This window comes from Ancylomarina subtilis (assembly GCF_004217115.1).
Classification (GTDB): Bacteria; Bacteroidota; Bacteroidia; order Bacteroidales; family Marinifilaceae; genus Ancylomarina; species Ancylomarina subtilis.
Window position 1 is genome coordinate 2,099,738 of sequence record NZ_SHKN01000001.1, and the last position, 26,577, is coordinate 2,126,314.

22 protein-coding genes and 1 tRNA gene are annotated in these 26,577 nt (G+C 36.7%); 10 read left to right on the forward strand and 13 right to left on the reverse strand.

What is annotated here, in order from left to right:
* The first annotated feature begins 523 nt into the window (after window positions 1-523).
* Entirely contained in the window at window positions 524-1,618 is a 1,095-nt protein-coding gene (locus tag EV201_RS08580) for a chorismate mutase (protein ID WP_130307177.1), read from the forward strand.
* A gap of 73 nt (window positions 1,619-1,691) precedes the next feature.
* Here EV201_RS08580 and EV201_RS08585 read toward each other — a convergent pair whose 3' ends face one another.
* From EV201_RS08585 to EV201_RS08610, 6 genes are all read right to left on the reverse strand, one after another.
* Window positions 1,692-3,392 carry a lytic transglycosylase domain-containing protein gene (locus EV201_RS08585; RefSeq protein WP_207224419.1) on the reverse strand — a complete coding sequence of 567 codons (1,701 nt, stop codon included), beginning with the start codon at window positions 3,390-3,392 and terminating at the stop codon, window positions 1,692-1,694.
* Window positions 3,393-3,607: 215 nt separating this feature from the next.
* Complete coding sequence (locus tag EV201_RS08590; RefSeq protein ID WP_130307178.1) at window positions 3,608-4,261, reverse strand: DUF5683 domain-containing protein; 654 nt, start codon at window positions 4,259-4,261, stop codon at window positions 3,608-3,610.
* 23 nt (window positions 4,262-4,284) lie between these two features.
* The gene (locus EV201_RS08595) at window positions 4,285-5,169 is read right to left on the reverse strand and encodes a ParB/RepB/Spo0J family partition protein (RefSeq protein ID WP_130307179.1); all 885 of its coding nucleotides are present in this window, start codon (window positions 5,167-5,169) and stop codon (window positions 4,285-4,287) included.
* A gap of 60 nt (window positions 5,170-5,229) precedes the next feature.
* The gene (locus tag EV201_RS08600; protein WP_130307180.1) at window positions 5,230-6,033 is read right to left on the reverse strand and encodes a ParA family protein; all 804 of its coding nucleotides are present in this window, start codon (window positions 6,031-6,033) and stop codon (window positions 5,230-5,232) included.
* A gap of 238 nt (window positions 6,034-6,271) precedes the next feature.
* Window positions 6,272-7,273 carry a bifunctional heptose 7-phosphate kinase/heptose 1-phosphate adenyltransferase gene (locus tag EV201_RS08605; protein WP_207224420.1) on the reverse strand — a complete coding sequence of 334 codons (1,002 nt, stop codon included), beginning with the start codon at window positions 7,271-7,273 and terminating at the stop codon, window positions 6,272-6,274.
* Window positions 7,274-7,396: 123 nt separating this feature from the next.
* A complete protein-coding gene (locus EV201_RS08610; protein WP_130307181.1) occupies window positions 7,397-9,619 on the reverse strand; it encodes an APC family permease in 2,223 nt (740 codons plus the stop codon).
* A 295-nt stretch (window positions 9,620-9,914) separates the two neighbouring features.
* Here EV201_RS08610 and EV201_RS08615 point away from each other — a divergent pair, with 295 nt between their 5' ends.
* From EV201_RS08615 to EV201_RS08625, 3 genes are all read left to right on the forward strand, one after another.
* Entirely contained in the window at window positions 9,915-11,069 is a 1,155-nt protein-coding gene (locus tag EV201_RS08615; RefSeq protein ID WP_130307182.1) for a TlpA disulfide reductase family protein, read from the forward strand.
* A gap of 75 nt (window positions 11,070-11,144) precedes the next feature.
* Entirely contained in the window at window positions 11,145-11,909 is a 765-nt protein-coding gene (locus EV201_RS08620) for a UDP-2,3-diacylglucosamine diphosphatase (RefSeq protein ID WP_130307183.1), read from the forward strand.
* Between the two features lie 51 nt (window positions 11,910-11,960).
* On the forward strand, window positions 11,961-13,331 hold the full coding sequence (locus EV201_RS08625; protein WP_130307184.1) for a DNA recombination protein RmuC: 1,371 nt from the start codon (window positions 11,961-11,963) through the stop codon (window positions 13,329-13,331).
* Between the two features lie 71 nt (window positions 13,332-13,402).
* Here the strand turns inward: EV201_RS08625 and EV201_RS08630 are convergent, their stop codons facing one another.
* The 7 genes from EV201_RS08630 to EV201_RS08660 form a co-directional block, all read right to left on the reverse strand.
* Entirely contained in the window at window positions 13,403-14,503 is a 1,101-nt protein-coding gene (locus tag EV201_RS08630) for an AI-2E family transporter (protein ID WP_130307185.1), read from the reverse strand.
* Window positions 14,504-14,707: 204 nt separating this feature from the next.
* On the reverse strand, window positions 14,708-17,161 hold the full coding sequence (lon, locus tag EV201_RS08635) for an endopeptidase La (protein ID WP_207224421.1): 2,454 nt from the start codon (window positions 17,159-17,161) through the stop codon (window positions 14,708-14,710).
* 137 nt (window positions 17,162-17,298) lie between these two features.
* Entirely contained in the window at window positions 17,299-18,489 is a 1,191-nt protein-coding gene (locus EV201_RS08640) for a GlmU family protein (RefSeq protein ID WP_130307186.1), read from the reverse strand.
* Window positions 18,490-18,576: 87 nt separating this feature from the next.
* Window positions 18,577-18,831 carry a type B 50S ribosomal protein L31 gene (locus tag EV201_RS08645; RefSeq protein ID WP_129252730.1) on the reverse strand — a complete coding sequence of 85 codons (255 nt, stop codon included), beginning with the start codon at window positions 18,829-18,831 and terminating at the stop codon, window positions 18,577-18,579.
* Between the two features lie 107 nt (window positions 18,832-18,938).
* Entirely contained in the window at window positions 18,939-20,132 is a 1,194-nt protein-coding gene (locus EV201_RS08650) for an N-acetyltransferase (protein WP_130307187.1), read from the reverse strand.
* 45 nt (window positions 20,133-20,177) lie between these two features.
* Window positions 20,178-20,942 (reverse strand): Bax inhibitor-1/YccA family protein, encoded by a 765-nt coding sequence (locus tag EV201_RS08655; RefSeq protein ID WP_130307188.1) that lies wholly within the window; start codon window positions 20,940-20,942, stop codon window positions 20,178-20,180.
* A 186-nt stretch (window positions 20,943-21,128) separates the two neighbouring features.
* Window positions 21,129-21,809: a DNA alkylation repair protein gene (locus tag EV201_RS08660; protein ID WP_130307189.1), complete on the reverse strand. Its 681-nt coding sequence runs from the start codon at window positions 21,807-21,809 to the stop codon at window positions 21,129-21,131.
* Window positions 21,810-22,026: 217 nt separating this feature from the next.
* Here EV201_RS08660 and EV201_RS08665 point away from each other — a divergent pair.
* From EV201_RS08665 to pfkA, 6 genes are all read left to right on the forward strand, one after another.
* Window positions 22,027-22,100 (forward strand) — tRNA-His (locus EV201_RS08665).
* A 117-nt stretch (window positions 22,101-22,217) separates the two neighbouring features.
* The gene (locus EV201_RS08670; protein WP_165389623.1) at window positions 22,218-23,111 is read left to right on the forward strand and encodes a DMT family transporter; all 894 of its coding nucleotides are present in this window, start codon (window positions 22,218-22,220) and stop codon (window positions 23,109-23,111) included.
* A 3-nt stretch (window positions 23,112-23,114) separates the two neighbouring features.
* Window positions 23,115-23,621, forward strand: a complete 507-nt coding sequence (locus EV201_RS08675; protein ID WP_242610467.1) for a YkgJ family cysteine cluster protein — start codon at window positions 23,115-23,117, stop codon at window positions 23,619-23,621.
* Between the two features lie 281 nt (window positions 23,622-23,902).
* A complete protein-coding gene (cmk, locus tag EV201_RS08680) occupies window positions 23,903-24,598 on the forward strand; it encodes a (d)CMP kinase (protein ID WP_130307191.1) in 696 nt (231 codons plus the stop codon).
* Window positions 24,599-24,683: 85 nt separating this feature from the next.
* A complete protein-coding gene (locus EV201_RS08685; RefSeq protein WP_130307192.1) occupies window positions 24,684-25,541 on the forward strand; it encodes a 4-hydroxy-3-methylbut-2-enyl diphosphate reductase in 858 nt (285 codons plus the stop codon).
* 9 nt (window positions 25,542-25,550) lie between these two features.
* Window positions 25,551-26,531, forward strand: coding sequence for a 6-phosphofructokinase (gene pfkA, locus EV201_RS08690; protein ID WP_130307193.1), 981 nt, complete (start codon window positions 25,551-25,553; stop codon window positions 26,529-26,531).
* Window positions 26,532-26,577: the final 46 nt, after the last annotated feature.

The following is a 26,577-nucleotide window of genomic DNA, read 5'->3' on the forward strand; positions in this document are numbered from 1 at the left end:
AACCGTTTGCAGAACATTCAAAGATAAATAATATTTTCAGATATTTTAACATTTATAAAGACGAGTGTTTTATTAACACAAACACTTACATTATGATGCGATAAAATCTTCATCAATCCTGTTTATCTGAACTTTATGACTTTTATTACATCTAATAAGATAGCAATTAAAACCTCTACATCTATTATCAAGATTAAATCTAAAAAGATCCCTTACTCTTAATTATCAGCTATTTAACAAGCAAAACTACTCCAAGACAAAGCTATCGTTCTAACACAAAAAGCTTTATCGATTTTTCTAAACAGCTCATCAAAGGAATCTATCAGCAATCTTCAATAACAGTCTAAATACCCAAAACAAAACATCTTATCAACTATGTCAAACTGTCCCACAAGTTCGTCATGTTATATAAGACATTAATCGATTGATTGAGGTTAGAATTTCCATAAAAGAATTAAAAGCGTAATTTTGTGCGAATCTTTCAGCCGAAGATGACTTTATACATTTGGCCTAACTTAAGACTATGAACGAATTAAATAATTTGAAACCCATTAATGAGTGGTTTAAAAAATTAGACAGCCGACCTATTATCATTAGTGGGCCCTGCAGTGCTGAATCTGAAGAACAGGTCTTAAATACAGCTCGTCAGTTAAAGGAGATTGACCAAGTAAAGATTTTTAGAGCCGGTATATGGAAACCTCGTACTCGTCCTAACACTTTTGAAGGCAGAGGTGACGATGCGCTGCATTGGTTAAATCAGGTAAAACTTGAAACAGGTTTATTAACGACGGTTGAAGTTGCTTCGCCAAAGCATGTGGAAATGTGCCTACGCCACAATGTCGATATTCTATGGATTGGAGCCAGAACAACCTCAAATCCATTTTCAATTCAGGAACTTGCCAGTGCTTTGCAAGGTATGAATGTGCCGGTCATGATTAAGAATCCTCTTAATCCGGATATCAACCTTTGGATTGGAGCGCTTGAGAGAATCAATAAAGCGGGAATTAGCAAACTTGCAGCGATTCACAGAGGATTTTATCCTTTCGAACAAACAAGCCTTAGAAACATCCCTAAATGGGAAATTCCCATTGAATTAAAATCAAGATTTCACAACCTCCCCATGATTTGCGACCCAAGTCATATTGCAGGGGACAGAAGATACATTCAACAAATCTCTCAAAAGGCTTTGGATTTGAATATGGATGGTTTGATGATAGAAAGTCATTGCAATCCGGAAGAAGCTCTGAGTGATATGGAACAACAACTCATTCCATCTGAATTAAACACAATTCTCAACAGTCTGATTTGCCGATTAAGTATTAAAGATGGAGAAGATTATAACCCACTTGAGCAGTATCGCAATCAGATTGACTCGATAGATACACAGCTAATTGAATTGCTGGCGCAAAGAATGCACACTGTAAGTGAGATTGGAGAATACAAATCTGAAAAAAATCTGAACATCCTTCAACTTAAGCGCTGGGAGAAAGTAAGAGAACAAGGAACAGAACTTGGAAAGTCATTAGGACTTTCAGAAAAATTCCTAACCCAATTACTTAGAATGATTCACAAAGAAGCGATCCTGATTCAGAACGACGTGATGAATGATAAAAAATAAAAAAAACGACTATACAGAAAAAGCCATCAGATATAAAATCTGATGGCTTTTCTTTTTATTTATTGCTGATAGATTAACCTCTCTGTTTAATCTTTAATTTCTGTCCAACTCTTAAACTGCGAGCATCCTTAATATTATTGATTCTCATAATATCATAATTCGATACACCGGGAAATTTCTTAGCAATCGTCCAAAAATTATCATTCTTACGAACCGTATAATAAACGTAATCACCACTACCCGAATTGGTTTTCCGAACAGTTTTTGGTGAGCTGCTTTTGGCAATATAATTTTTCCCTAATGTAGCTTGTTTCTGTGCTTTTGACATGGAGTTAAATGACCTGTAAAATTCAGCCTTAGACTTTGGTACATACACTGCCAATTTCTGTCCAACACGAATCATATTTCTTCTGATATTATTCCAATATCGTAAATCGGAAGTTCTAACATGAAACCAAGATGCAATCAGGCCAACTGCATCACCAGACTTAACCTTATAATAAATCTTCGCTTTTCCTTTAGGAACAACATGCGCATATTTCTGGTATCTATCACGCGGATTAACAACCTTATCTTTTAAGTTGAAATAATAGTCCTTCTTATAAGACGTGATTGAATCCTGATTATCAATAAAATCAAGTGCCGCTTCGAAAGGAACCTTCAAAGGGTAAGACTTTCTCAATGCAGGAATAATATCAGCGCGATATTGCGGATTCAAATCTCGCAATTTGCTTTTAGAAACCTTTGTAAATTGAGCGATTTGGTCAAAGTGCAATTGCTCCTTTATCATTAAGGTATCGCAAACATCAGGAAATTGATTGGGGCGAGGATACAGACCATGTTCTTCATGAAAATTGAAAGAGTAAAGTGCCGCAATAAATGCAGGAACATAACCTCTTGTTTCCTTAGGTAATCGGTAATAAATATCCCAATAGTTCTTCTTCCCTCCACTACGACGAATAGCTTTGTTCACGTTTCCGGGACCACAATTATAGGCTGCAATCACCAAAGGCCAATTGCCATACATCTTATACAGGTCCTTAAGAAACTTAGCCGCAGCATAACTCGATTTTACAGGATCGCGACGTTCATCAACAAAAGAATTCACTTCCAACTTATACATTCGACCGGTTGAATACATAAATTGCCATAAACCACACGCACCTGCACGAGACAGAGCTTTAGGATTTAACGCCGATTCAATAATTGGAAGGTATTTCAATTCAAGAGGTAAACCCTCTTTATCAAGAATTTCTTCGAAAATTGGGAAATAATACTCAGACATTCCCATCATGAGCTCAACCTGTTTTCTTCTTCGCTGAGTATAGAGTTCGATATAATTTCTCACAATTTTATTGTACGATAAATCGAACATAGACGGGATCGATTCTAATCGTTTGATATAAACCGAATCAGCAATTTTTTCTCTCACATAAGGCGTGTCAGGCGCCTCATATTCTTTTGTTTTAAATGTATTTTCCGCATACCAGGAATTAACCAGTTTATCCAAATTACTTTTAAACTCAGGTTGAATACTATCATTGAGATCCCAGCGAACATCCACCGGATTAATCTTCAGAAAAGCCAAAGAATCTTTTTCAACGGCAGGCGTCATATCCTCCTCTTCAATAACCGGATTTTCAACTTCACTTTCCTGAGCAAAAACTTCTGGAATTTCTTTATCTGCAGACGAGTTGTCTACAACAGTTTTACTCGTAGAACAAGCCATGCTTGCAATCAAAGCCAATGAATAAAGGGAATATTTAAATTTCATATTTGTCTTTTTCTTCTTCTCTATTTCAAAAAAATAGAATTCAAATTAAAAATAGTGCTTCACGCACTCTCCACTCTTGATTATACGCACTCGAGCAATTTTTATTGCTCCATTCATTCTAAAAAGTGTATAAACTCCAACTATTTTAAATTTTCAGCCACCTTCTCGCAAACGGCTATAATAATTCACTTCTGAATCAATTTCTTCAAACGAAATTAAAAATTAATGCGACAAGAAAGACCGAGAGTACTCCCTGAAACAGGTGAATAGTTCATTTTGGGTTGAACAGTCATACTCAAATCATCATTGATATTAAAATTCGTAAAATGAGCATCAACAGTCGCATCGATAATATTCAACACATAAACACCAACCAGAATAATATAACTTAAATCTCTATCGTGCTTGTATTTGTCTTTCCCATTTTTAAGTCTTGTCTTATACCAATTATCTTCGCTGGCAGTAGAATTCTCAAAATCAAAATCTCCGATTAATTTTTCATACCGTTTGGAACTGGGTTCTTCAATTGTTCCATCTACAGGCTGATTTTTATATTCGAGATACTTTGTTAAATCGATATAGCCGTCCTTATAATTATTATACTGTGTGGTATTCCAACCAATGGCATAAAGAGTCACACCAATTCCACCATAAAGAATAGGTAGCTTCCAATATTTTCGATTATAAATTTGGCCTAAACCAGGAAAAATAGCCGAATAGATTGTCGCTTTATGGGGCGAATGTTCCTTAACTTTTATAGGTGTATAAACAGAATCTGATTCTATTTTTTGTGCTTGCACATTTTGTCCGGAAATTAGCACAACAAAGCACACTACTACAAATAAAAGAAGTGTTTTTAACTTATTCAAAATCGTATTTTTTTGAGTTCTAGTTATGATTTCATCTGGTCGAGAACGCCTAATATACGCTCCAAATCATCATCAGATTTAAAAGGAATAATAATCTTTCCTTTTCCTTTATCGTTGCGTTTCAGATCAATTTTAGAATCAAAATGCTTCGATAAATGTTCCTTAAGGCTTTCGTATTCTTCAGCCAAACGAGTTGGACGAGCCTTCTCTTTTACCGGGCTGCCATTATTGGCTTCACGAACCAATTCCTCAATTTTTCTTACTGAAAGTTCCTGATCCACAGCCATCTTAAAAATCGACAATTGAGATTCCATACTTTCAACATTTACAAGAGCACGTGCATGTCCCATTAGAATCAGCTTTTCGCGAATCCCTTTCTGAATTTCAGCAGGAAGTTTAAGCAGACGTAGGTAGTTTGAAATGGTTGAACGCTTTTTTCCAACTCGATCACTCAAACTCTCTTGAGTCAAATCGCATTCGTCGATCAAACGCTGATACGAAATGGCTACTTCAATGGAATCAAGATCTTCACGCTGAATATTTTCAACCAAAGCCATCTCAAGCATCTTATCATCTTCGGCAAGACGAACGTAAGCTGGAATTTTAGTTAAGCCAGCAATTTTCGATGCTCTAAAACGACGTTCACCTGCAATAAGCTGAAATGAATTGCTATTGAGTTTACGAACAGTGATAGGCTGAACAATACCAATTTCTTTTATCGATTTGGCCAATTCATTTAAAGCATCCTCATCAAATTGAGTTCGAGGCTGAAATGGATTCACCTCAATTTTCGATAATTCAATTTCGTTGCTAAGTTCATGCTCCTGACGTGATGGACGTGTTTGAACATCATCTCTATCATCAATTAAAGCACCTAAACCTCTACCTAGTGCACTCTTTTTTACCATAACATATCATTATAAAATATGAATTCGATCAAGTGAAAAACCTAATCGAATCGCATTTTTTTATTGCTCAATTTCGTTCTCCTGATGTTCCTCTTCTACGTCAGCATTATTTTCAACCAGCTCGCGAGCCAGATTTAAATAATTGATTGCTCCGTTTGATTCGGCATCGTATAAAATAGCAGGCTTACCATAAGATGGCGCCTCGCCTAGTTTTGTATTTCGTTGAATAATGGTTTCAAAAACCATATCCTGAAAATGCTTTTTCACTTCACTCACCACCTGATTTGATAGTCTTAATCGACTGTCATACATGGTAAGTAAGAAACCTTCAATCTCCAAATCCGGATTCAATCGACTCTGAATAATTTTGATTGTATTTAAAAGTTTCCCTAATCCTTCAAGTGCGAAATATTCACATTGAACAGGAATTAAAATTGAATCAGCTGCTGTTAATGCATTCACAGTAATCAATCCGAGTGAGGGCGAACAGTCGATAAGAATATAATCGTAATCATCACGAAGGGTATTCAATACATTCAAAAGGATTTTTTCACGATTAGCCAAATTCAACATCTCAATTTCGGCTCCAACCAAATCAATATGTGAAGGAAGAATATCCAAACCTTCCATATCTGTTTTAAGAATTGCTTCTCTTGGATTCGTACCATCAACAATACACTCATACAAGCTATTTTCAATAGCACGAACATCAAAACCATAACCCGATGTTGCATTCGCCTGTGGATCAGCATCGACAATAAGAACACGATGTTCCAAAACGGCAAGACTGGATGCTAGATTGATAGCTGTTGTCGTTTTCCCAACACCACCTTTTTGATTTGCAAGAGCGATTATTTTAGCCATAAACAATTCCCATTTAAGTCAGAGAAAATGAATACAATTCATCTCTCCTCTGTAGATACAACACTTACTTTCAGCACAAACTGAACCAAAATACAACCGGGTATAATCTCTTACATCCCAGTCTCATCAGATCAGAATTTCAATAGTTTCAAAGATAATATTTTATAAGACATTTAAAATCCGGATACACTCAGACTTATTAAAAATAAGCATCAAGTTATAAACAATTTGTCTGGTCTTAATTCTCAGTATATAGTTTCAAACTCTCTTTTAACAATTGCTCTTTATCAATTGGAACCACCACAGGAATTTCACAAACAATACCCCCTGCAAGATTCGAAATGGCCGCTATTTCAGCAGCATTCATTCCTGATGCCAGACAAAGTGTTGCCACCGAAATGACAGTATCACCCGCTCCGGACACATCAGCAATTTTTCTTACTACAGCCGGAATATGCTCATAGGTGTTCTCGTTACTGATAAAAACACCCAATTCAGACAAGGTTATTAACAACTTATCAACGCCCATTTCAGTTTGAAATTGTTTTGCAGCTCTAAATAAACCATCCATATCACCTTTTTCCAGAATCAAATTCGATCCCTCAAGAAACTCCTTAAAATTCGGCTTAAATAAAGTGACATTTTTATAATCGGCGTAATGGCGTTTTTTAGGATCAACTAAAACGGGGATAGCCATTTGCTTGGCCTTATCGGTAATCGTTTCAATCAATTTCTTTGTAATTAGCCCCTTATCGTAATCCTCAAAAACAATGGCATGTATTTGCTGATTATCTAATATATTCAGGACATGATCAATAAAATCCACTTCGGTTTCATCAGCCAACTCATGCGTATCTTCTTCGTCGATACGAATAACGTGCTGATTGTTGCTGATAAATCGGGTTTTAACTGTTGTTCTTCGATGCGAACTCACAACAATACCCGATTGTTCCTGCTGAATTTCTGATAGAAGTTTGACAAAATCTTTTCCTCGGTCATCATCACCAATCACAGAGCACAATATAGGATTAGCTCCAAGCGATTTGATATTCAGAGCCACATTAGCCGCTCCACCCAATCTATTTTCGCGACTTGAACATGAAAAAATGGGTACAGGAGCTTCCGGCGAAATACGATCAACCTCGCCCCAGGCGTAGGCATCAACCATAACGTCACCTATAATAAGTATGTTGTAATCGGAGAAGGATTCGAAAATACGATTCAATTCAGATTTATTCACAAGCGGTATTTTTATTTGTTTTCCCAACAAAGATAAACAAATTCAAATCTTTAAAAATAGCCAGGACCAGCCTTTAGTTTTTTTTAAGAGATTCACCCAAGTTGAAACCGTGTAAGAAATTATCTATCCAATTTCTTTCTTAGAGTTCGCATTTACAAACAAGACATGACCCAATTTTTCGTAACCTAAAAACACTTCAGCACCTTCGTGTTTGACCATATCACCTCTAAAACCTATCAGCGTTAAACCAGCATGTTCGGAACGTTCATTAATCATAGCCTTAGGTGAAACATTTTCCTGCACAAGTAAAACTTCAACATTGGTACTTCGTATTGGTAAACGACCAGAAGCTATCATCTCATCAAGACTAGCTCTGGTTTCTTCAGCTTGTTCTGCCTTACAGATATTAAAAATTTTAATGTCTGCTTTTTTCCAATCGGGATGCCCAGCAATAATAAAGCTCAAAAGAATCATCAAATTCGCATTATCCGCATCACTGGGTTTTATCCAAATATGAATATCCGATTTCAGCTTAAATTGCTGCTTAGAACTTCCCAGCACACAGAAATCAAAATTACCCGCATTAGCTAGTGCATAATTCTCGATAATATCATCTAAATTTTGAGTATTTTCTTTGTCATATTCAAAAATCACCATATTATTCTCCATACCCGCAACTCCCGGCAACTGAATAGCTTGCGCTATCGCAGAAGTATAGGACGGTGAAATAATCGTATCGACAAAAACATGATTTCCAACATTCTCAGACCGACTAACCAATAAATCAAGTTCATTTTTAGCTTGCTCGTGAGTAGCCTTGGAATAATACCCTTCAATTCGATGCAAATAGGTTCCAAAACCATACTTATAAGCAATCCAATTTAATAACTTAAACGCAGTGTCTCGTTCAAAAGAATCTTTTGAAATACAGATTGCACTTGGTCGCCACTCCTGTACACGCTTTTTCCCTGATTTTTGTAAAAAAACCTGCACATTTCTATTCAGTTGGTATAAGGAGTTCAAAAATATAGAAGCCAATCCATTCCTATTCTTGTGATAAGAATTGATGTACAAATACATCAATACCATGAGTACGATAGACAAAATGGCGTAAATGGTATTTATTTTAAACATGACTAAAACCGAGACAATGAAGCCAAGCAATGATAAATACCATTTCGACTTAAAAGAAGGACGATAACTGGGAGACGATCCAAAATGATTAAGAAAAGAGATCAAACAAAGCGATCCATAAGTCACCATAAAGAACATCGAAATCACTCCAGCGACAGCATTAATATCACCAAGAAAAACAAAAAACATTGCAATCAAACAGGTCACAATTGAGGCATTTATAGGTTCGCCATCTTTTTTTCGCCCTTTGGATAGCCATCTGTTCAAACCACCAGATGGTAAAGATTTATCAACTGAAAGAGCTTGCAAGGTTCTTGGTGCCACCATAACCGAACCCAAAGCTGAGGAAATAGTAGATGCTGCCAAACCTAAAGGAATCGCAATTGCTCCACCAATGGCAATTTTACTCATGATCAATTGATTACCCAAGAGATCTTCTACACTGGCAAATCTCGCCAACTTGTAAACAACAAAGAAATAAATAATCATGCCGATGAAAGTCGCAGCTGTTGTTCCCCAGGGAATCGACTTTGCCGGATTCTTCAGATCACCTGAAAGTCCAACACCAGCTGTAATTCCAGTAAATGCCGGGAAAATAATGGCAAAAATCACATAAAAATCACCAGAATTTCGAAATTCAAAATTTAACAGACTGGATTCTGTGGCTGAAGCATGTACCGTATCGCCAAAGAAAAACAAAACCAAAGAGATAAAAAGTATAGCTACCACAAAATACAAAGCTTTAACCCCCAGATTAGCCCCTTTTTTCAAAATCAAAACTGATAACAACAACATTGCCGGAACCGAAACAACTTGCCTTGGCAAAGACAAATCGTAAGTCGATTGCACCCAATTAAATAACGGCTCAAAAGCCTCGGTAAAAGCAATCACATAAAAAGCAACGGAAATAGCTTGAGAAAGAAAAAGAGCCAAGCCAATTGTCGCTCCGATATTTAAACCAAATGATCGGGAAATAATAAAATATTCTCCGCCTCCTTCAACTCGTTTATTTGTAGCCAACTCAGAAATTGCAAAAGCGGTTGGGATGGTTACCATATGCCCCAATAAAATAATTAGAATCACCCCCCAGAAACCTACACTCCCAACAGCGTAACCAAATCTAAGAAACAAAACGGCTCCTAGTATGGTCGATATTGCAGTAAAAAAAACGGGTGCGGTTCCGAACTTCTGATTTTGTACTCCCTTTTGCATAAGCCTTTCGTATAGGTGATCATTCTCGATTCTCACTAAATTTAAACTTTATTATTTAGCCACGCGAATGTTTTATGACAATTTTTCTTAATCAAAACTCTATTTATAAATAATTAGAAACTCAATCTGTTCAATAAATTTGAGTGTAAATACAGGAAATTATTACTATTTTCGGCTTTAATTATTACAAAAAAGATTTTTAACAATATAGCGCACTTCGTTTGATCATACAGATCCAATATTGAATATCAAATTACGGGTGCGTTTTATTAAAAAGACATAAAAAACGACAAAAATGAAGAAACTATTATTTGCAATTCCCCTACTCCTATTGTTTGCTTGTAATCAGGAAAATACGATTAAAATAACGGGTCGTATACAAAAAGGTGATGGGATCACTCTTTATTTGGATAAACTTCATACGGCCAGCAAAGAAACAATTGACTCTGTCCAACTTGATAAGGACGGTGAATTCAGCTTTAAAACCAAATCAACACAACCTGAATTTTATTTATTACGCCTTTCAAATGGTAAGTTAATTACACTACTCACTGCTCCCAACGAGGAAGTTGAAGTCAACTCAATTGCTTCTCATATGAACAGTGCCTATATTGTTTCGGGATCAACAGGCTCCGCCTTTGTTAAAGATTTGAATGATAAATTAAACAAAACAAAAGATAGTCTGGCAGTCATCAAAAAAGAATTGAAAGAAAAAAAATCTGACCCAAACTACTCGAGTATTTCTCAAAATTTATTGGCTAAATACATTGAAGTCATTCAGGATCAAAGAGATTTTTCAGCAAACTTCATCATGAAAAATGCAACCTCTCTTTCGAGCTACTTAGCCCTTTATCAGAAAATTGATAAGGACACATACACACTAAATGAGAATGCAGACATCAAGTATGCAAAAATCGTTGCTTCATCGATGAGAGCCTTATATCCGGAACATGAATATACCAAAGCTGTTTTAGCTAACCTGAAAACTATGCAAGACAGGTTGACCAATTTAAAGGTTAAAGAAATGATCGCAGAAAAGGGTACAAATTATCCAAACATTACCCTTAAAAACACAAAAGGAACAGAGGTAAATCTAAATTCTTTAGATGGAAAATTCATCATTTTAAGTTTTTGGGCTTCACAAGATGTCAATTCAAGAAAACAAAACAAAACGCTTAAAAACATCTATAAAAAATACAAAAACAAAGGTTTGGAAATCTATCAGGTCTCGATTGATCAGGATGAAAAACTATGGAAAAAGGCCATTAAAGAAGATGGACTGAACTGGATAAATGTTTGCGATTTGGAAAACGGAAGTGGTTTGGCTGTTCGTAACTTTAACGTTCAACAAATTCCTGCAAACTACCTAATCAGTCAAAAAGGTGAAATTGTCGGAAAAAATCTTTACGGTATAGCTCTTGAAGAGAAGATAGCTGATTACATCAAATAAAAAAACAATCAATTGAGTTTGATTGAAAGGTATCGTTTCTGTCAAACTCAATATATAGTTTAACCAGACCAAAACATGACAACCAGAAAAAAAATATATTTTGCCTCTGATGTACACTTGGGAGCTCCTGCTCTAAACAATAATCTCGAACGAGAAAAGTTGTTTGTGAAGTGGCTCAATCAGGTAAAAAAAGATGCAAAAGCAATCTACCTGATGGGGGATATCTTTGATTTCTGGTTTGAATACCGAAAGGCTGTTCCCAGGGGATTTACCCGTTTTTTAGGCACGTTAGCCGAGATTTGCGATTCAGGAATTGAAGTGCATTTCTTCACGGGGAACCATGACATTTGGGTTTTTGATTATCTTCCTCAAGAAATTGGTGTTATCGTTCATCACGATGTCATAAAAACTGAAATTTATGGCAAAAAATTCTTTTTAGCTCATGGGGACGGCCTGGGTCCACACGACAAAGGTTACAAAATGCTAAAGAAGATTTTCACCAATAAATTCTTACAGTGGGCATTTGCCAGGTTGCATCCCAATTTTGCGATTGGTATAGCTCACAAGTGGTCTTCGCACAGCAGACTTAGCGATGGAAAAGTTGAAGCTGATCAATTTAGAGGCACTGACAAAGAATGGCTCGTCCTCTTTGCCAATGATATTCTGAAAAATGAAGATTTTGATTATTTTGTGTTCGGACATCGCCACTGGCCTTCAGATATACAACTTGACAAAAACGCCCGTTACATCAATACGGGGGATTGGATCTCTCATTTCACCTATGCGGTTTTCGATGGTGAATCAATGGAGCTAAAGAACTTTGAAAAACCGGAAGCATAGCTTCAACTTAACAAAACGACATCTCAATAAACTTCAAATAAATTCTTTTCTATGGAATTTTTATATCTCGCTATCGGAGTCTTAAAAGGAATGATAATCGCCTGGCTGATTTTAAGGAAAAAATTATCTTTTGCCGAAGCAAATCATCGTGCAGAACTGTTGAAAAAAGAGAATATGTTTATTCTTGAGAAGAGTGAATTGGATCAATCTAAAATGAAATTTGAAGAAAGAGCCAACAATCTTCAGAATGAAAAACAGGAATTACAGACAGAACTTGCGATAGAGAGAGACAAAAACGAGAAATTAAACCGTTCGGTTTCGATATCGGCTACCGAACGCAAGAACCTTGAAGAAAAACTCGATACTCAGAAAAAAGAACTCGAAGAACTTCAAAAGCGTTTCACCACTGAATTTGAGAATATTGCAAATAAAATCCTTAAAGAAAACTCAAAAGAATTCAGCAGTTCAAATCAAAAGAACATGAACGAAATCTTGAGTCCAATAAAGGAAAAGCTAATCTCTTTCGAGAAAAAAGTAGAAGAAACCTACGATAAAGAGTTGCGCGATAAGATCAGCTTACGAGAAGAAGTACGAAAACTTTACGATTTAAATACAAAGATTTCTGATGAAGCCAACAACTTGACTAAGGCTCTTAAGGGTGATGTGAAAAAGCAAGGTAATTGGGGCGAAGTTGTTCTTGAACGTATTCTTGAACGATCAGGACTAACCAAAGGTCAGGAATACGATAGAGAAGTTGCCATGAAAAATGACAATGGACAATCCATCCGCCCGGATGTGATCATTCGTCTACCGGAAGAAAAACACATTATTGTTGACTCAAAAGTATCACTTATAGCCTACGAGCGTTTTGTAAATTCGACGACTGACGAAGAGAGAGAAGTCTTCCAAAAAGAGCATATTGCTTCGTTTAAAAGTCATATAAAAGGCCTGGCAGAGAAACACTATCAAAGTTCAGATAGCTTAAACACCCCCGACTTTGTTTTAATGTTTGTACCCATTGAATCGTCATTCTCTGTTGCGGTACAGGCTGATCAGGAACTTTTCGGTTATGCCTGGGACAACAAAGTTGTAGTCGTCAGTCCATCCACATTGTTAGCAACTCTCCGTACGATCTCATCCATTTGGAAACAGGAAAACCAAAATAGAAACGTCATGGAAATTGCCCGTCAAGGTGGTGCCCTATACGATAAATTTGTTGGTTTTGTTGAAGATCTTATTAAGCTTGGCAAACAAATGGATGGTTCTCAAAAACTGTATCAGGAGTCGATGAAAAAACTTTATGATGGCACTGGTAATTTGGTTGGTCGTGCTGAAAAAATTCGCACACTAGGCGCCAAGGTTAAGAAAAAATTACCACAAGCTTTACTGGATAGAATCAGCGAGGAAAAAGCTGTAGAATAAATATTAAAAGCATTATAAAAGTAAAGGCTGTTTCAAATGAAACAGCCTTCCTTTATATATCAATTTTCAAATCATATCTTCTCCGTCAGTTTTCTGACAAAGCGATATTTATTGAAAAACTCCTTAGCAATCACCCGAAAGATTGTATAAGCAGGGATCGCTAACATCATTCCTAAAATACCCGACATAGAGCCTGCCAAAAGAATCACAATGAAAATCTCCAAAGGATGTGCATTCACACTATTGGAATAAATGAGTGGCTGAAAAAGGATATTATCAATCAACTGAACAATTAGAAACACAAGAGCCGTATAACCTAAAAGTGGAACAACCTCAGTATAAAAATCGACGTTAAGATTCGTCGCAATTCCGATAATCAAACCAAACATGGTCCCAATAATTGGCCCAATATAAGGGATTACATTTATAAGTCCAGCAAACAAACCAATCACAACGGCATGACTGAATCCCATCCCCACAATCGTTAAACCTATAGTTACCATTGTTCCGACGAGAATCACTTCGAAAAACAAGCCAACAAAATAACGCATCAATAAATTCTTAATTGATTCGAGAACATGACGAACGCCCTCCTCATTCTTTTCAGGAACTAAAAGGACAAGGGAATCTACAAAGAGACTGCTGTCTTTCAGAAAGAAAAAAGTGATAAATGATATGGAAAATAAGGCGATAAACAATCCCCCAACGGTTCCTGCAAGAGATCCAAAAACAGAGGATATATCCGAAAATTTAAGAACAGAAGAAAGATTCTCAGTTATCAAGGCCTGAATTTTAAAATCACTTCCTTCCGTAGAATATTTTGAGACAAAAGCTTCAATATTTCGAATGGGTTCATCCAAGCTGTGAACGGCTGATTGCACGTTAATATCGGATAGCTGTTTGGCTTCTTCAACAATCATTGGAATGAAAGTTCGAAAAAATACGATCATAACCAACCAAAGTAAAGCCAAGGTTAAACCGGCAGAAACACTTGTTGGAATAGGATGCTTCTTAATAGTTGCTTTATTGAGAAAATCGACAACCGGACGCCCAATAAAAGAAAGTACAACAGCAATTCCAATATAGGCTAATATGGCACTGAAATACCAAAATATAAGCCCTAAAAAAAGCATCCCGACAGCCGCAATTAAATATTTCCCTTTTCCATTCATAACAGAAGGTTCATTTTACAGTAAAATATAGTGTGTATAGACTACAAAGAAGCGAATTTTGCTCTCTTTATTCGATTAAAATTAATAAAAATATTGAGCAATCGATAAGAGCATAAAAAAACGAAGGGACTGCCGTGTATAAACGACAGTCCCTAAAAAATTATTTATAGCTCAATTCCCTTTGTCTAAAACAAAGGATGAGTTTTAAATTTTAACGGGTTCCTTTACTTTTTGTTTCATCAAAGCAATATCAAGAACATCCATTACATCTTCTACATAATGGAATTTTAAACCTTTTAAATAAATTGGTTTAATCTCATCGATATCCCTTTCATTCTCGTGGCAAAGAATAATCTCTTTGATTCCTGCACGCTTGGCAGCCAAAATTTTCTCACGAATTCCTCCTACAGGCAAGACTTTTCCTCTTAGAGTAATCTCACCGGTCATAGCCAGATTTTTCTTCACTTTACGTTGCGTAAACGCTGAAGCGATAGATGTAATCATAGTGACACCTGCAGACGGTCCATCCTTAGGAATTGCTCCTTCCGGAACGTGAATATGAAGATTCCAATTATCAAAGGCTTCTTGTTTAATATCAAGCTTCGTTGCATGTGCTCTCAAATATTCCTGAGCCAATAGAGCCGATTCTTTCATCACATCTCCCAGATTACCTGTAAGTGTTAACTTACCTTTACCCGGACTTAAACTTGACTCAACATAAAGAATCTCTCCTCCTACTGATGTCCAGGCCAAACCGGTCACAACACCTGCAAACTCATTCCCCTGATACTTATCACGATTGAAACGTTCGGCACCCAAGTAGGATTTCAGTTCTTCAACTTTTATCGCCTTGCCGTAACTATCTTCCATAGCCACTTTCTTAGCGACACCACGCATCAATTTGGCAATCTTCTGATCTAAACCACGCACACCTGATTCACGTGTATATTTCTCAATAATCTGAACAATCACTTCATCAGAAATCGTAACATGATCATTTGTCAGGCCATGATTTTCCAATTGTTTCGGTATCAGATGACGTTTAGCAATCTCGGTTTTTTCCTCTGTGATATAACCACTCACATCAATCATTTCCATACGATCGCGCAGAGGCGCTGGAATAGCACCAACATTATTTGCTGTCGCAACAAACATCACCTTAGATAAGTCGTAGTCCACATCAAGGAAATTATCATGGAAAGCATTATTCTGCTCCGGATCCAAAACCTCAAGTAAAGCTGATGACGGATCACCTTTATGATCTGCCCCCACCTTATCAATCTCGTCTAAAATAAAAACCGGATTAGATGACTTCGCCTTTTTCATACCTAGAATGATACGACCAGGCATGGCACCTATATATGTTTTTCTATGTCCACGGATTTCGGCCTCATCGTGCAAACCACCCAGTGACATTCTCACGTATTTTCTATCAAGTGCACTGGCAATTGATTTCCCTAGTGAAGTTTTACCAACACCCGGAGGGCCATATAAGCATAGAATTGGTGATTTTAAATCTCCCTTCAATTTCAAAACAGCCAAATGCTCAATAATACGATCCTTTACTTTCTCCAATCCAAAATGATCGGCATCTAACACGTTCTGTGCATTTTTCAGATCGAAATTATCCTTAGTATATTCGTTCCAAGGCAGATCAATCATTTCCTGAAGGTAATTCAACTGCACTGAATATTCAGCAGCTGCAGGATTCAGACGTTGCAACTTTTTCAGTTCTTTCTCAAAAACTTCAGCCACTTCATCACTCCACATTTTTTCAAGAGCCTTTTCTTCGAGCTCCATCACATCTTCCTCACCAGGGTTTCCTCCTAGCTCGTCCTGAATGGTTTTCATTTGCTGATGCAACAAGTACTCTCGCTGTTGCTGATCCATGTCAGTTTTCACCTTAGACTGAATATCATCTTTCAGCTCTAAAATTTGAACCTCAGCAGATAAAAGCTCCAATAGTTTCATTGCTCTGTCATACAATGAACTGATATCAAGAAGACCTTGTTTCTTCTTCAATTTTATTTCCGAATTGCTCGATATAAAATTGATTAGAAAAGATGAACCTTCAATATTCTTAATCGCAAAAGTCGCCTCATTAGGAATATGAGGACTCAACTTAATCACCTTGATAGCAATATCCTTTATTGAGCCTACAAGAGCCTTGAATTCTTTATTGTCCTTTTCCGGACGTATATCCTTAAGCGTGTTTATTTTTGCAACATGAAAGGGTTCATTATGCAACATGGCTTCAAGCTCAAAACGTTTCTTCCCCTGCAAAATAACAGTGGTGGTTCCGTCGGGCATTTCTAAAATCTTAATGATTTGTGCCACGGTACCAATTTTGTGCATATCATCAACTTCAGGTTCTTCAACCTCATAGTCAATTTGTGAAACCGCCCCTAAAAGTCCTTTATTCGCATAAACTTCTCTTACCAACTTTAACGACTTCTCTCTCCCAACTGTGATTGGAATAACCACACCTGGGAAAAGCACTGTATTTCGAAGTGGTAAAATTGGCAAACTGTCAGGCACAACAAATTCATCAATGGCACTCTCATCCTCATCCGCAATAATTGGAATAAAATCAGAGTCCTCATCCATCAAATTAGTTAGGCCCATGTTTCCTATATTGATTTCTATCTTACTACTCATATCTATCTTAGTCTTATTTCTGTCATTATAATACAAGAATGCCATAACAGTCAACAGATCGTGACATATTGACGCACTCTTACTCTCTTTTCACACTACACAGTCAATAGGCAATACCTGTGCCAAGAAACAAACAATTAGAAAGATTTTCGATATTTAGCTGTCATCTCAAACACATGATCCATAATGTCTTTTTCGATTTCATCGAACTCCAGACCTCGGCGTTGCATCACCAATTGGGCCACATCGTGTGCGGCGTTTAATCTGTATTCCTGAAAACCATGATTTCCTCCCATTGAAAAAGATGGAATAAAGTTTCGGGGAAAACCCGCTCCATACACATTTGCACTAACACCGATAACAGTTCCTGTATTTAGCATGGTATTGATACCACATTTGGAATGATCACCCATTATGGTCCCACAAAACTGCAAACCTGTTTTATCAAATCGATTTGATTTATAATTCCAAAGCTTCACTTCCGAATAGTTGTTTTTCAAATTCGAATTATTGGTATCTGCACCAATATTACACCATTCACCAATAACTGCATTACCAAGAAATCCATCATGTGCTTTATTGGCATAACCCAAAAATACCACATTGCTCAACTCCCCTCCCGACTTGCAATAAGGACCTAAAGTTGTTGCACCATAGACTTTTGCTCCAAGCTTCAAAGCTGAATGTTCGCACATAGCCAAAGGACCACGAACCAATGCCCCTTCCATAATCTCGGCATCTTTGCCAATATAGATAGGACCTTCGTTTGCGTTAAGTGTCGCAAATTCCACTTTTGCACCCTCTTCCAAAAAGATATTCTCTTCACCAAGTACATTTACAGTCTTACTAATCGGTTGAGATTTTCTTCCCGCAGTTAAGAGTTCAAAATCATCGCGAAGAGCTTTATCATTCAATTGAAAAATGTCGTAAGTCTTTTCAATACGCTGCAATTCACCTTCAAAAGTAAGCTTCTCAGTAATTTTAGGTAATGAAGCATCAAAGCCCGACAAGCCCTCGGCATCTAATGCAATTGCAATTAAAATTCCATTACAAACTATTGCTTGTCCTTGAGATAATGATGAAATCGCATCAACTAACGCCTTATTGGGTAAAACACAGGCATTAATCAGAATATTTTCAGAGTCTCGCTTAGTTGGATATTTTTTCGAAAGATAATCCTGAGTCAAATAGCTGATTTCCTGATCGAGGAATTTAGTCCACTTCTCAGAGATCTTTAGAATCCCCAATCTTATTTCAGAGATCGGACGTGTAAATGTTAATGGCAGAAAGTTCTGCCAGCTTTCATTATCAAAAAGAATATAGTTCATTGTGTATTTATTTTCGTTTGGATAATCAAAAATAAAAAAAGCTCCGATAAATCGGAGCTTTTTTTATATTCTAAAAACACAATAAGATTATTTCTTAAGGTGTTTCTTGTATTTGTTCATAAACTTATCAACACGTCCTGCAGTATCGATTAGAGTCATCTTACCAGTGTAGAAAGGGTGAGAAGTGTTAGAGATCTCAAGCTTTACCAATGGGTACTCAACGTTATCAATCTCGATAGTCTCTTTAGTTCTAGCTGTTGACTTAGTGATAAAAACAGTCTCGTTTGACATGTCTTTAAAAGCTACAAGACGGTAGTTTTCCGGATGTATTCCTTGTTTCATTTTGTTCTCTTTAAAATTTCTTATAATCTTCTTCCAATGGACTGCAAAGGTATATATTGTAATTAATTTTGCAAAGAAATGGTCAAAGAATCTAACATTTATTCCACTTATTCTTCAGAAGCCTTAGTTCCTCTGTTTTCCAGAGGGATAATAGGTGTTCTTTTAAAGGGCTTATTGCGGTCGAAAAGGTAACGATAGGTGTAATGTGTTTTCATTCTAACCCCACCAACCGACTCATAAATCGAGATCATTTTAGGATTAAAGTCACCAACCCAGGACAACTCCAATTCGGTGTAATGAGGTTTCTTTTTAATCGCCTCATTCATATGAAAAAATATTGCCGACTCAATTCCGAATCGCTGATATTTTGGCACCACCCCCATAATCGTAATACGAGCACGGGTAATGGTTTTCCGCTTGAGATAATAAAAGAACTTCAACTTATTCCAAAAACCGAGTTTCCCATTCATTTTTCTCAGAATCTGATTTAAATCCGGCATGGTCACAAAAAACGCAATTGGCTTTCCTTCGTGATACGCAAACCAAATAAAATCTTCTTCAAGTATCCCCTTACCTTCTTTGGCTATTTTGCGAATGTCTTCAATATCAATAGGTGTAAAATTATCATGAAACTTCCAAGCCTCATTATAAACCTCAATAATATCGTTGATATATTTCTCCGAATTAGAAAACTTAAAGTGTTCAAATTCAAATCCGGGTTTTTTCGCAATCCATTCAGCAATTTTCAAAAAACGTTTTGACAATCCCTTCGTTCTATCCAAATGATAGCTGTATTGTTCAAAAAAGACCTTGAATCCATAAGATTCGAAAAAATTCTGATAATAGGCTTTGTGATAAGGCATACCATACCCCTGTGGTATAAAACCATCAACCAACAAGCCCCAATGGTTATCATTTTCACCAAAATTGATCGGTCCATCCATGGCTTCCATTCCTCTTTCTTTCAACCAGTTTTTTGCGGTATCAAAAAGTAAAAAAGCGGCCTCTTTATTATCTATACATTCAAAAAAACCACAACCTCCTGTAGGTTGATCGAATGTATAAGCCTTATTGGTATTAATAAAAGCTGCAATTCGTCCAATCGGCTCGCCAGACTCATTGGTTAGTATCCAACGAATAGCTTCACCATGCTTATAAAACGAATTTTCCTTAGGATTGAATATGCCATCAATTTCCCCATCCAAAGGACAAGCAAAATTAGGATCATTTTTATAAAGAATTCGAGACAGGTCTAAAAACAACTGCTTTTGACTATCATTAACAACTTCTATTATATTCATTTGCTGATATAAATATTACAACTTGGGATTACTTTATCGAGTAAATTAGTTACGACTGGAGATCTTTGAAAGTAATCTTAAAATCTCAAGATAAAGCCATATTAAAGTTAACATGATACCAAAAGCGCCATACCATTCCATATATTTTGGAGCGCCTTTCTGAGCACCTTTTTCAATAAAGTCGAAATCTAAAACCAAATTTAAAGATGCAATTGCAACCACAAAAAGACTAATGCCAATACTGACCAAGCTATTTCCAAAAGCAAACCCCATATTTACACCAAACATACTTAAAACCCACGATGCTAAATAAAACAGACAAATACCTCCTGTCGCGGCAATAACACCCGTTCTAAACTTCTTATTTACTTTTATCATTCCTGATTTATACGCAAAAAGCATCATAAATAGGATGGCAAAAGTTAAACCAACGGCCTGCATAACGATACCCGGGTATATCGCATTGAAAGAGGCTGAAAGTCCACCCAAAAGCAAACCTTCGCAAACTGCATAAACAGGAGCTGTGAACGGTGACCATACAGGTTTAAACATCGTGATTAAAGCCAATACAAAACCAGCAATACCGCCACCAATCATCCAAGGCATAATCACTGTAGATAAACCACCCGTCTGAACCGATTCAAAATACAAGCCCCAGGTATAACTCGCTGCAGAAACAACCAACAACAACATTAAGGCAATTTTGTTTACAGTGCCACTAACCGTCATGGTATCTTCATAAGTACCATAGCTTGCTTTTGCAAAAAACTTATCACTAAAAGCGGGATTTGAACTCTTTGTTAAACTCATAATCGTATTTATTAATTCTGTTAAAACTATCACAACAGATTTGTACCTGTCTGATAATGTTATATTATTTATAGAAAAACCCTTCAACACAAAAGCAGCGCAAGGATTTCCCATTATGTTTTTTTATGAAACCCAAATTTAGGTGAATTATTTCACATTTCAGTAATTAAATTCTGAGATCAGATCTCATTTTTCATCTGGAAATTCAGCCATTAGTTCTTCGTATATTTCAAGCCACTTATCATCAGAATCTTTCAGGCTTTGCGTTTGGGCAAATACCAATCCCTTCAATTCATCTGTTCTTCGCGCAATCTTTCCCAAAGCTCGTGGCAATTGTTTTATCAAATAAGTGTGTCGCGGACAGGCTGGCAGTAAACTGACAAAAGATTCAAACAATCTACTCTCTCTGGTTTTGTCAATTAAAGCCAATCGACCGACAATCATCGTTGCACAAAGGATTAACTTCTCGTCTTCAGACGTCATCCAGTTTGGCAAAAGATTCTCTAAATCTGATAGATTAACTAAAAGATTCATGCATAACTGCTCCAATATCTCGTTACTTTCAGATTCCTCAACCCATCGCTTCAACTGCAATTCACTCATTGCTTCGGGTTGCTCGAGAAGCGTCGCAACAATACGACTCTCACGAAAAGCCTTACTCCACAATTTCTGAGCCAACAAATGATTCGGCTCGTATTTTTCAGCCAATTCTTTCAAGTTGATTACTGAAGCTCCAAGAGCCTTCGAATAATTCAATCCATATTTTTTCATTTCAGAATGAACTTCCCCGTTTCTTAACTGAAGAATCTCTTTAAACAATTCCTGAAATTGTTTTTCTACCTGTTCATCGTCTATATAAAATTCCATTTTAGATCTGTTTTTTCAATAATTCTACGAATTAAAGTCTAGTTTTTCACCCTACAAAGGAAAACAAATAAATTTCTGAAAAAAAAATATATGTCTAACTCGTTGCTTTGCAACAACAATCGCTTATAGAGGAAATATTTTTGCACTTTTTTTTACATTTGTGTTTGGAAGTTAACTTTAGTTTTTCATATCTTTGCATCGCAAAAGGGAACAAATGGTGGTTGTAGCTCAGTTGGTTAGAGCGCTGGTTTGTGGTTCCAGAGGTCGTCGGTTCGAAACCGATCATCCACCCAATGCAAAACGCAGATACTTAATTAAAAGTATCTGCGTTTTTTTATGTCCAAACTTTCAGATAAATCATTCGAGCTTTTGATTACTTTTGCACACCTTAAATTTAGTTCCAAAACAATGAATCGAAAATCGTTGCTTGTGTATGGCAGTATAATTCTAGCCATGTTATTCTGGAGTTTTTCTTTTGTGTGGGTTAAAGTTGTTTATTTGGTTTACAACCCCGTCACAACTGTTTTCCTGCGCCTACTCATTTCCTCTGCGCTTATATTTGCTTTTGGGAAAGGTTTCAAAAAAATAAGTCCAATTGATAAAAGTGATAGACCGAGTCTTTTGGTGTTGGCGTTTCTCGAACCTTTTCTCTATTTCATGGGCGAAAGTTTTGGATTAAAATTTGTTTCCTCAACCGTTGGCGCTGTTGTCATCTCAACCATTCCCCTATTTGCATCCATAGCGGCTTATTATTTCCACAAGGAAAAATTAAATAACATGAATGTCATAGGCATCATAGTTTCCATATTGGGGGTTGGGATTATTATTTTCGACAAAAGTCTTTCTTTGATTGTATCTCCCATTGGTTTATTCTGCCTGTTTGTTGCTGTAGGATCTGCAGTTGCATATTCACTTGTCTTAAAAAACCTGGCTTCAAAATACAACGCAGTCACCCTAATCACCTATCAGAATACACTGGGGATCATTTATTTTCTTCCAGTCTTCTTAATATTCGACTGGCAAAATTTCATCCATGCAACACCAACTAAGGAAGTGATGATTGCATTGCTTTTACTTGCAGTATTTGCTTCAACTTTGGCATTCGTTTTCTTTACTTACGGCTTAACTCATTTGGGAATCACCAAAAGCAACATCTTCATTAATGCGATACCCGTATTTACAGCCATATTCGCTTATTTTGTATTAGGTGAGATTTTAAATTTTCAAAAAATTGCAGGTATGATGGTCGTTATAAGCGGCTTATTTTTATCGCAGCTTAAATTTAGAAGAAAAGCAGTATAAATTATGACAACATATAAAATCGATATAGAAGCTTTAAAGGAAAAAGCAAAAAATACGGAAGCTGATACAAAGACTTTTTTTGCGAAACTTAAAAAGAAAAAACCCAAACAACTCGACGATATCACACATAGCCTTCACAACGAGGTTTTCGAAGAAATTGATTGTTTGGAATGCGCCAATTGCTGTAAAAGCATCAGCCCCATTATTATCGATAAGGATATTGAAAGAATGGCAAAACATCTGAGAATGAAACCTTCGGCTTTTATTGACCAGTACTTGAATTTGGATCATGAAAATGACTATGTTTTCAAGGAGGCTCCCTGTCCTTTTCTTATGCCGGATAACTACTGCATGGTTTATGAACAGCGCCCCAGAGCCTGTCGGGAGTACCCTCACACCGACAGAAAACGTTTTTATCAGATATTAAATTTAACCCTTAAAAACACACACTACTGTCCGGCTGTATATGAAGTAGTTGATCGTTTAAAATCACAGAAAGACAAATTCTAGATCACTACTTGAAAGGATAAAATATTCAGGCTAAATGATGAATACCAACTCATCATTTAGCTAAAAAAGCCAATCCCCTTTTTTTTCTTCTCCATCTCCTTCAATTCAAGATATTTAAACTCCTTCATCAAAATATATTTGAGCAAACCCCTTATTGCAATCGTTTACAGAGAAAAACAGGGGTGCAGGGCGTCAATTTTGCCCGTAAAATCTAACCTTTTCAAGGATTTTCTTTATACTTTTGTTGACGATATCACAAAATATATCGACAACAAAACACAATGAACACAGCAAAACGAAAACTAATCATAGCCGTTGATGGTCATTCTTCATGCGGGAAGAGTACCGTGGCAAAAGATTTAGCAAAAAAAATAAATTACACTTATATTGATAGTGGTGCCATGTACCGGGTTGTTACGCTTTTTGCTATGCGTCATAATCTGATAAATGGCGACAAACTTGATGAAAACAAATTAGCTCACTTAATCAACGATATTCACATCAGTTTCAGCTATAACGATGAGTTAAAACGTCATGAAACGTTTATGAACGATGAATTGGTTGAAGATGAAATCAGAAGCCTCGAAGTTTCTAACAACGTGAGCTTAATCGCAACCATCAAATTTGTTCGCGAAAAAATGGTTGCCCTTCAGCGTAAACTAAGCGAAGCTGGTGCTGTCATTATGGATGGTCGTGATATTGGAACGGTTGTATTCCCAAATGCCGACCTAAAAATATTCATGACAGCTGATGTTGAAGTCAGAGCCATCAGAAGATATAAAGAACTGAAAGAAAAGGGAGATGATATTTCTTTAGATGCCATTCGTGAAAATGTGAAGAAACGAGATTTCATCGATGAAAACAGAGATGAAAGTCCTTTGAAAAAGGCAGACGACGCCATTGTATTAAACAACAGTCATATGACCAAAGAAGAACAGTTGGATTGGATTGTTGCCAGAATGGCAGAAGTTGAATAATTTAGGTCTATGAACTGAGATCATTGCTCGAATCTGAAACGAATCGAATGTTAATCTCAATTCTGTAATCTAATGGCGCTAAAATATGATTATTGAAATTGACCCTAATTCAGGCTTTTGTTTCGGAGTGGTTAACGCCATTGAAAAAGCAGAAGAAACGCTTGCAAAAAATGAAACACTTTTTTGCATAGGAGACATAGTGCATAACAATATTGAGGTTGATCGATTAAAAGATCAGGGCTTAAAAACAATTAACCATGAAGATTTTGAAAAACTTTCGAATGCGAAAGTTTTATTCAGAGCTCATGGCGAACCTCCGGCGAGCTATCAAAAAGCAAAGGAGAACAATATTGAGGTTATAGATGCCTCTTGTCCCGTTGTTTTAAACCTACAGAAAAGGATTAAAAAAACGTATCTGGAAACGAAAAAGACGGGAGGACAAATTCTTATTTACGGAAAAAAAGGACATGCTGAAGTCAATGGTCTAGTTGGACAAACCCAAGGCTCAGCGATAGTCATTGAACGTATTGAAGATTTAAATGGAGTGGACTGGGACAAGCCTGTGATTCTATTCTCACAGACAACCAAAACCATTTCCGGATTCAACGAAATATCTGAGGTTTTAAAAGTAAAATGTCAGAGTGAATTAAAAATAAACGATACCATTTGCCGAAAGGTATCAAACAGAATGCCCAATATTCGTGAATTTGCAAGAAAACACGATGTGGTCATTTTTGTAAGTGGAAAAAAAAGTTCAAACGGCAAACTCTTGTTCGACGTTTGTAAGCAAGAGAATTCTCAAAGTTATTTCGTCTCTCATCCCGATGAAGTTGAAATGACTTGGTTAACCAAAGCCAAATCGATTGGAATTAGCGGGGCAACCTCTACACCAAGTTGGCTAATGGAACAAATAGCACAGAACATCAAATTAGAAATTAAATAAATTATTAGCATGTCGAGAATTAAGAAAATTGGGGTGCTTACATCAGGAGGCGATGCGCCCGGAATGAATGCAGCAATTCGTGCCGTAGTCAGAACAGCCATTTATAATAATCTGGAAGTCGTTGGAGTTAAACAAGGCTACGAAGGATTAATCCATGGTGATTTCATGCCTATGCAATCATACGATGTAAGTAACATTATCCAAAAAGGAGGAACAATTTTATGTTCTGCCAGAAGCCAGGAGTTTAGATCCGTTGAAGGAAGAAAGAAAGCACACGAACAGATGCTTGCTGCTAAAATAGACGCATTAGTCGTAATTGGTGGTGATGGTACTTTTTCCGGAGCACGTATCTTTACACAGGAATATGACATTCCGGTTGTAGGTATTCCAGGAACAATTGATAACGACCTTTACGGAACAGATTACACCATTGGTTATGATACGGCTTTAAACACCGTTATCGATGCTGTTGACAAGATTCGTGACACAGCCAGTGCACACAACCGTTTATTCTTTATCGAGGTGATGGGACGTGATGCCGGATTCTTAGCCCTAAGAAGTGGTATTGCTACAGGAGCTGAAGCGATTTTGATTCCAGAGCGTCAAACACACACAAAAGATCTTGAAAAATACTTGGCTAAAGGTTATAAAGGTCATAAAAACTCAGGTATTGTGATTGTTGCCGAAGGGGATAAATCAGGTGGAGCTTATACCATTGCTAAAGAGATAGAGAAAAAGCATCCTGAATATGATATTAGAGTATCGATTCTGGGACATATGCAGCGTGGTGGTGCCCCATCAGCATTCGACCGTGTGACTGCCAGTACATTAGGTGTGGCTGCTGTAGATGCTTTACTTGATGATCAAAAAAGTATTATGGTAGGAATGGTACACGGAGAAGTCACTCACGTGCCTTTCAACAAAACCATTAAGAATAAAAAGAAGGTAAAAGAGTCATTGGTTAGTATTAATGATATTCTTTCTATCTAATTAAACATTAATTTCTGCAAAAGGCCACTGCGTTTTCACTGCATTT

What these genes read in the sequence shown, in the direction of transcription:
- EV201_RS08640 (WP_130307186.1), bottom strand. Translation starts at nt 18,489, where the DNA reads ATGAACTATATTCTTTTTGATAATGAAAGCTGGCAGAACTTTCTGCCA.
- lon (WP_207224421.1), bottom strand. Translation starts at nt 17,161, where the DNA reads ATGAGTAGTAAGATAGAAATCAATATAGGAAACATGGGCCTAACTAAT.
- EV201_RS08610 (WP_130307181.1), bottom strand. Translation starts at nt 9,619, where the DNA reads ATGCAAAAGGGAGTACAAAATCAGAAGTTCGGAACCGCACCCGTTTTT.
- EV201_RS08615 (WP_130307182.1), top strand. Translation starts at nt 9,915, where the DNA reads ATGAAGAAACTATTATTTGCAATTCCCCTACTCCTATTGTTTGCTTGT.
- EV201_RS08675 (WP_242610467.1), top strand. Translation starts at nt 23,115, where the DNA reads ATGACAACATATAAAATCGATATAGAAGCTTTAAAGGAAAAAGCAAAA.
- EV201_RS08620 (WP_130307183.1), top strand. Translation starts at nt 11,145, where the DNA reads ATGACAACCAGAAAAAAAATATATTTTGCCTCTGATGTACACTTGGGA.
- EV201_RS08625 (WP_130307184.1), top strand. Translation starts at nt 11,961, where the DNA reads ATGGAATTTTTATATCTCGCTATCGGAGTCTTAAAAGGAATGATAATC.
- pfkA (WP_130307193.1), top strand. Translation starts at nt 25,551, where the DNA reads ATGTCGAGAATTAAGAAAATTGGGGTGCTTACATCAGGAGGCGATGCG.
- EV201_RS08585 (WP_207224419.1), bottom strand. Translation starts at nt 3,392, where the DNA reads ATGAAATTTAAATATTCCCTTTATTCATTGGCTTTGATTGCAAGCATG.
- EV201_RS08670 (WP_165389623.1), top strand. Translation starts at nt 22,218, where the DNA reads ATGAATCGAAAATCGTTGCTTGTGTATGGCAGTATAATTCTAGCCATG.
- EV201_RS08630 (WP_130307185.1), bottom strand. Translation starts at nt 14,503, where the DNA reads ATGAATGGAAAAGGGAAATATTTAATTGCGGCTGTCGGGATGCTTTTT.
- cmk (WP_130307191.1), top strand. Translation starts at nt 23,903, where the DNA reads ATGAACACAGCAAAACGAAAACTAATCATAGCCGTTGATGGTCATTCT.
- EV201_RS08595 (WP_130307179.1), bottom strand. Translation starts at nt 5,169, where the DNA reads ATGGTAAAAAAGAGTGCACTAGGTAGAGGTTTAGGTGCTTTAATTGAT.
- EV201_RS08650 (WP_130307187.1), bottom strand. Translation starts at nt 20,132, where the DNA reads ATGAATATAATAGAAGTTGTTAATGATAGTCAAAAGCAGTTGTTTTTA.
- EV201_RS08600 (WP_130307180.1), bottom strand. Translation starts at nt 6,033, where the DNA reads ATGGCTAAAATAATCGCTCTTGCAAATCAAAAAGGTGGTGTTGGGAAA.
- EV201_RS08580 (WP_130307177.1), top strand. Translation starts at nt 524, where the DNA reads ATGAACGAATTAAATAATTTGAAACCCATTAATGAGTGGTTTAAAAAA.
- EV201_RS08655 (WP_130307188.1), bottom strand. Translation starts at nt 20,942, where the DNA reads ATGAGTTTAACAAAGAGTTCAAATCCCGCTTTTAGTGATAAGTTTTTT.
- EV201_RS08660 (WP_130307189.1), bottom strand. Translation starts at nt 21,809, where the DNA reads ATGGAATTTTATATAGACGATGAACAGGTAGAAAAACAATTTCAGGAA.
- EV201_RS08645 (WP_129252730.1), bottom strand. Translation starts at nt 18,831, where the DNA reads ATGAAACAAGGAATACATCCGGAAAACTACCGTCTTGTAGCTTTTAAA.
- EV201_RS08685 (WP_130307192.1), top strand. Translation starts at nt 24,684, where the DNA reads ATGATTATTGAAATTGACCCTAATTCAGGCTTTTGTTTCGGAGTGGTT.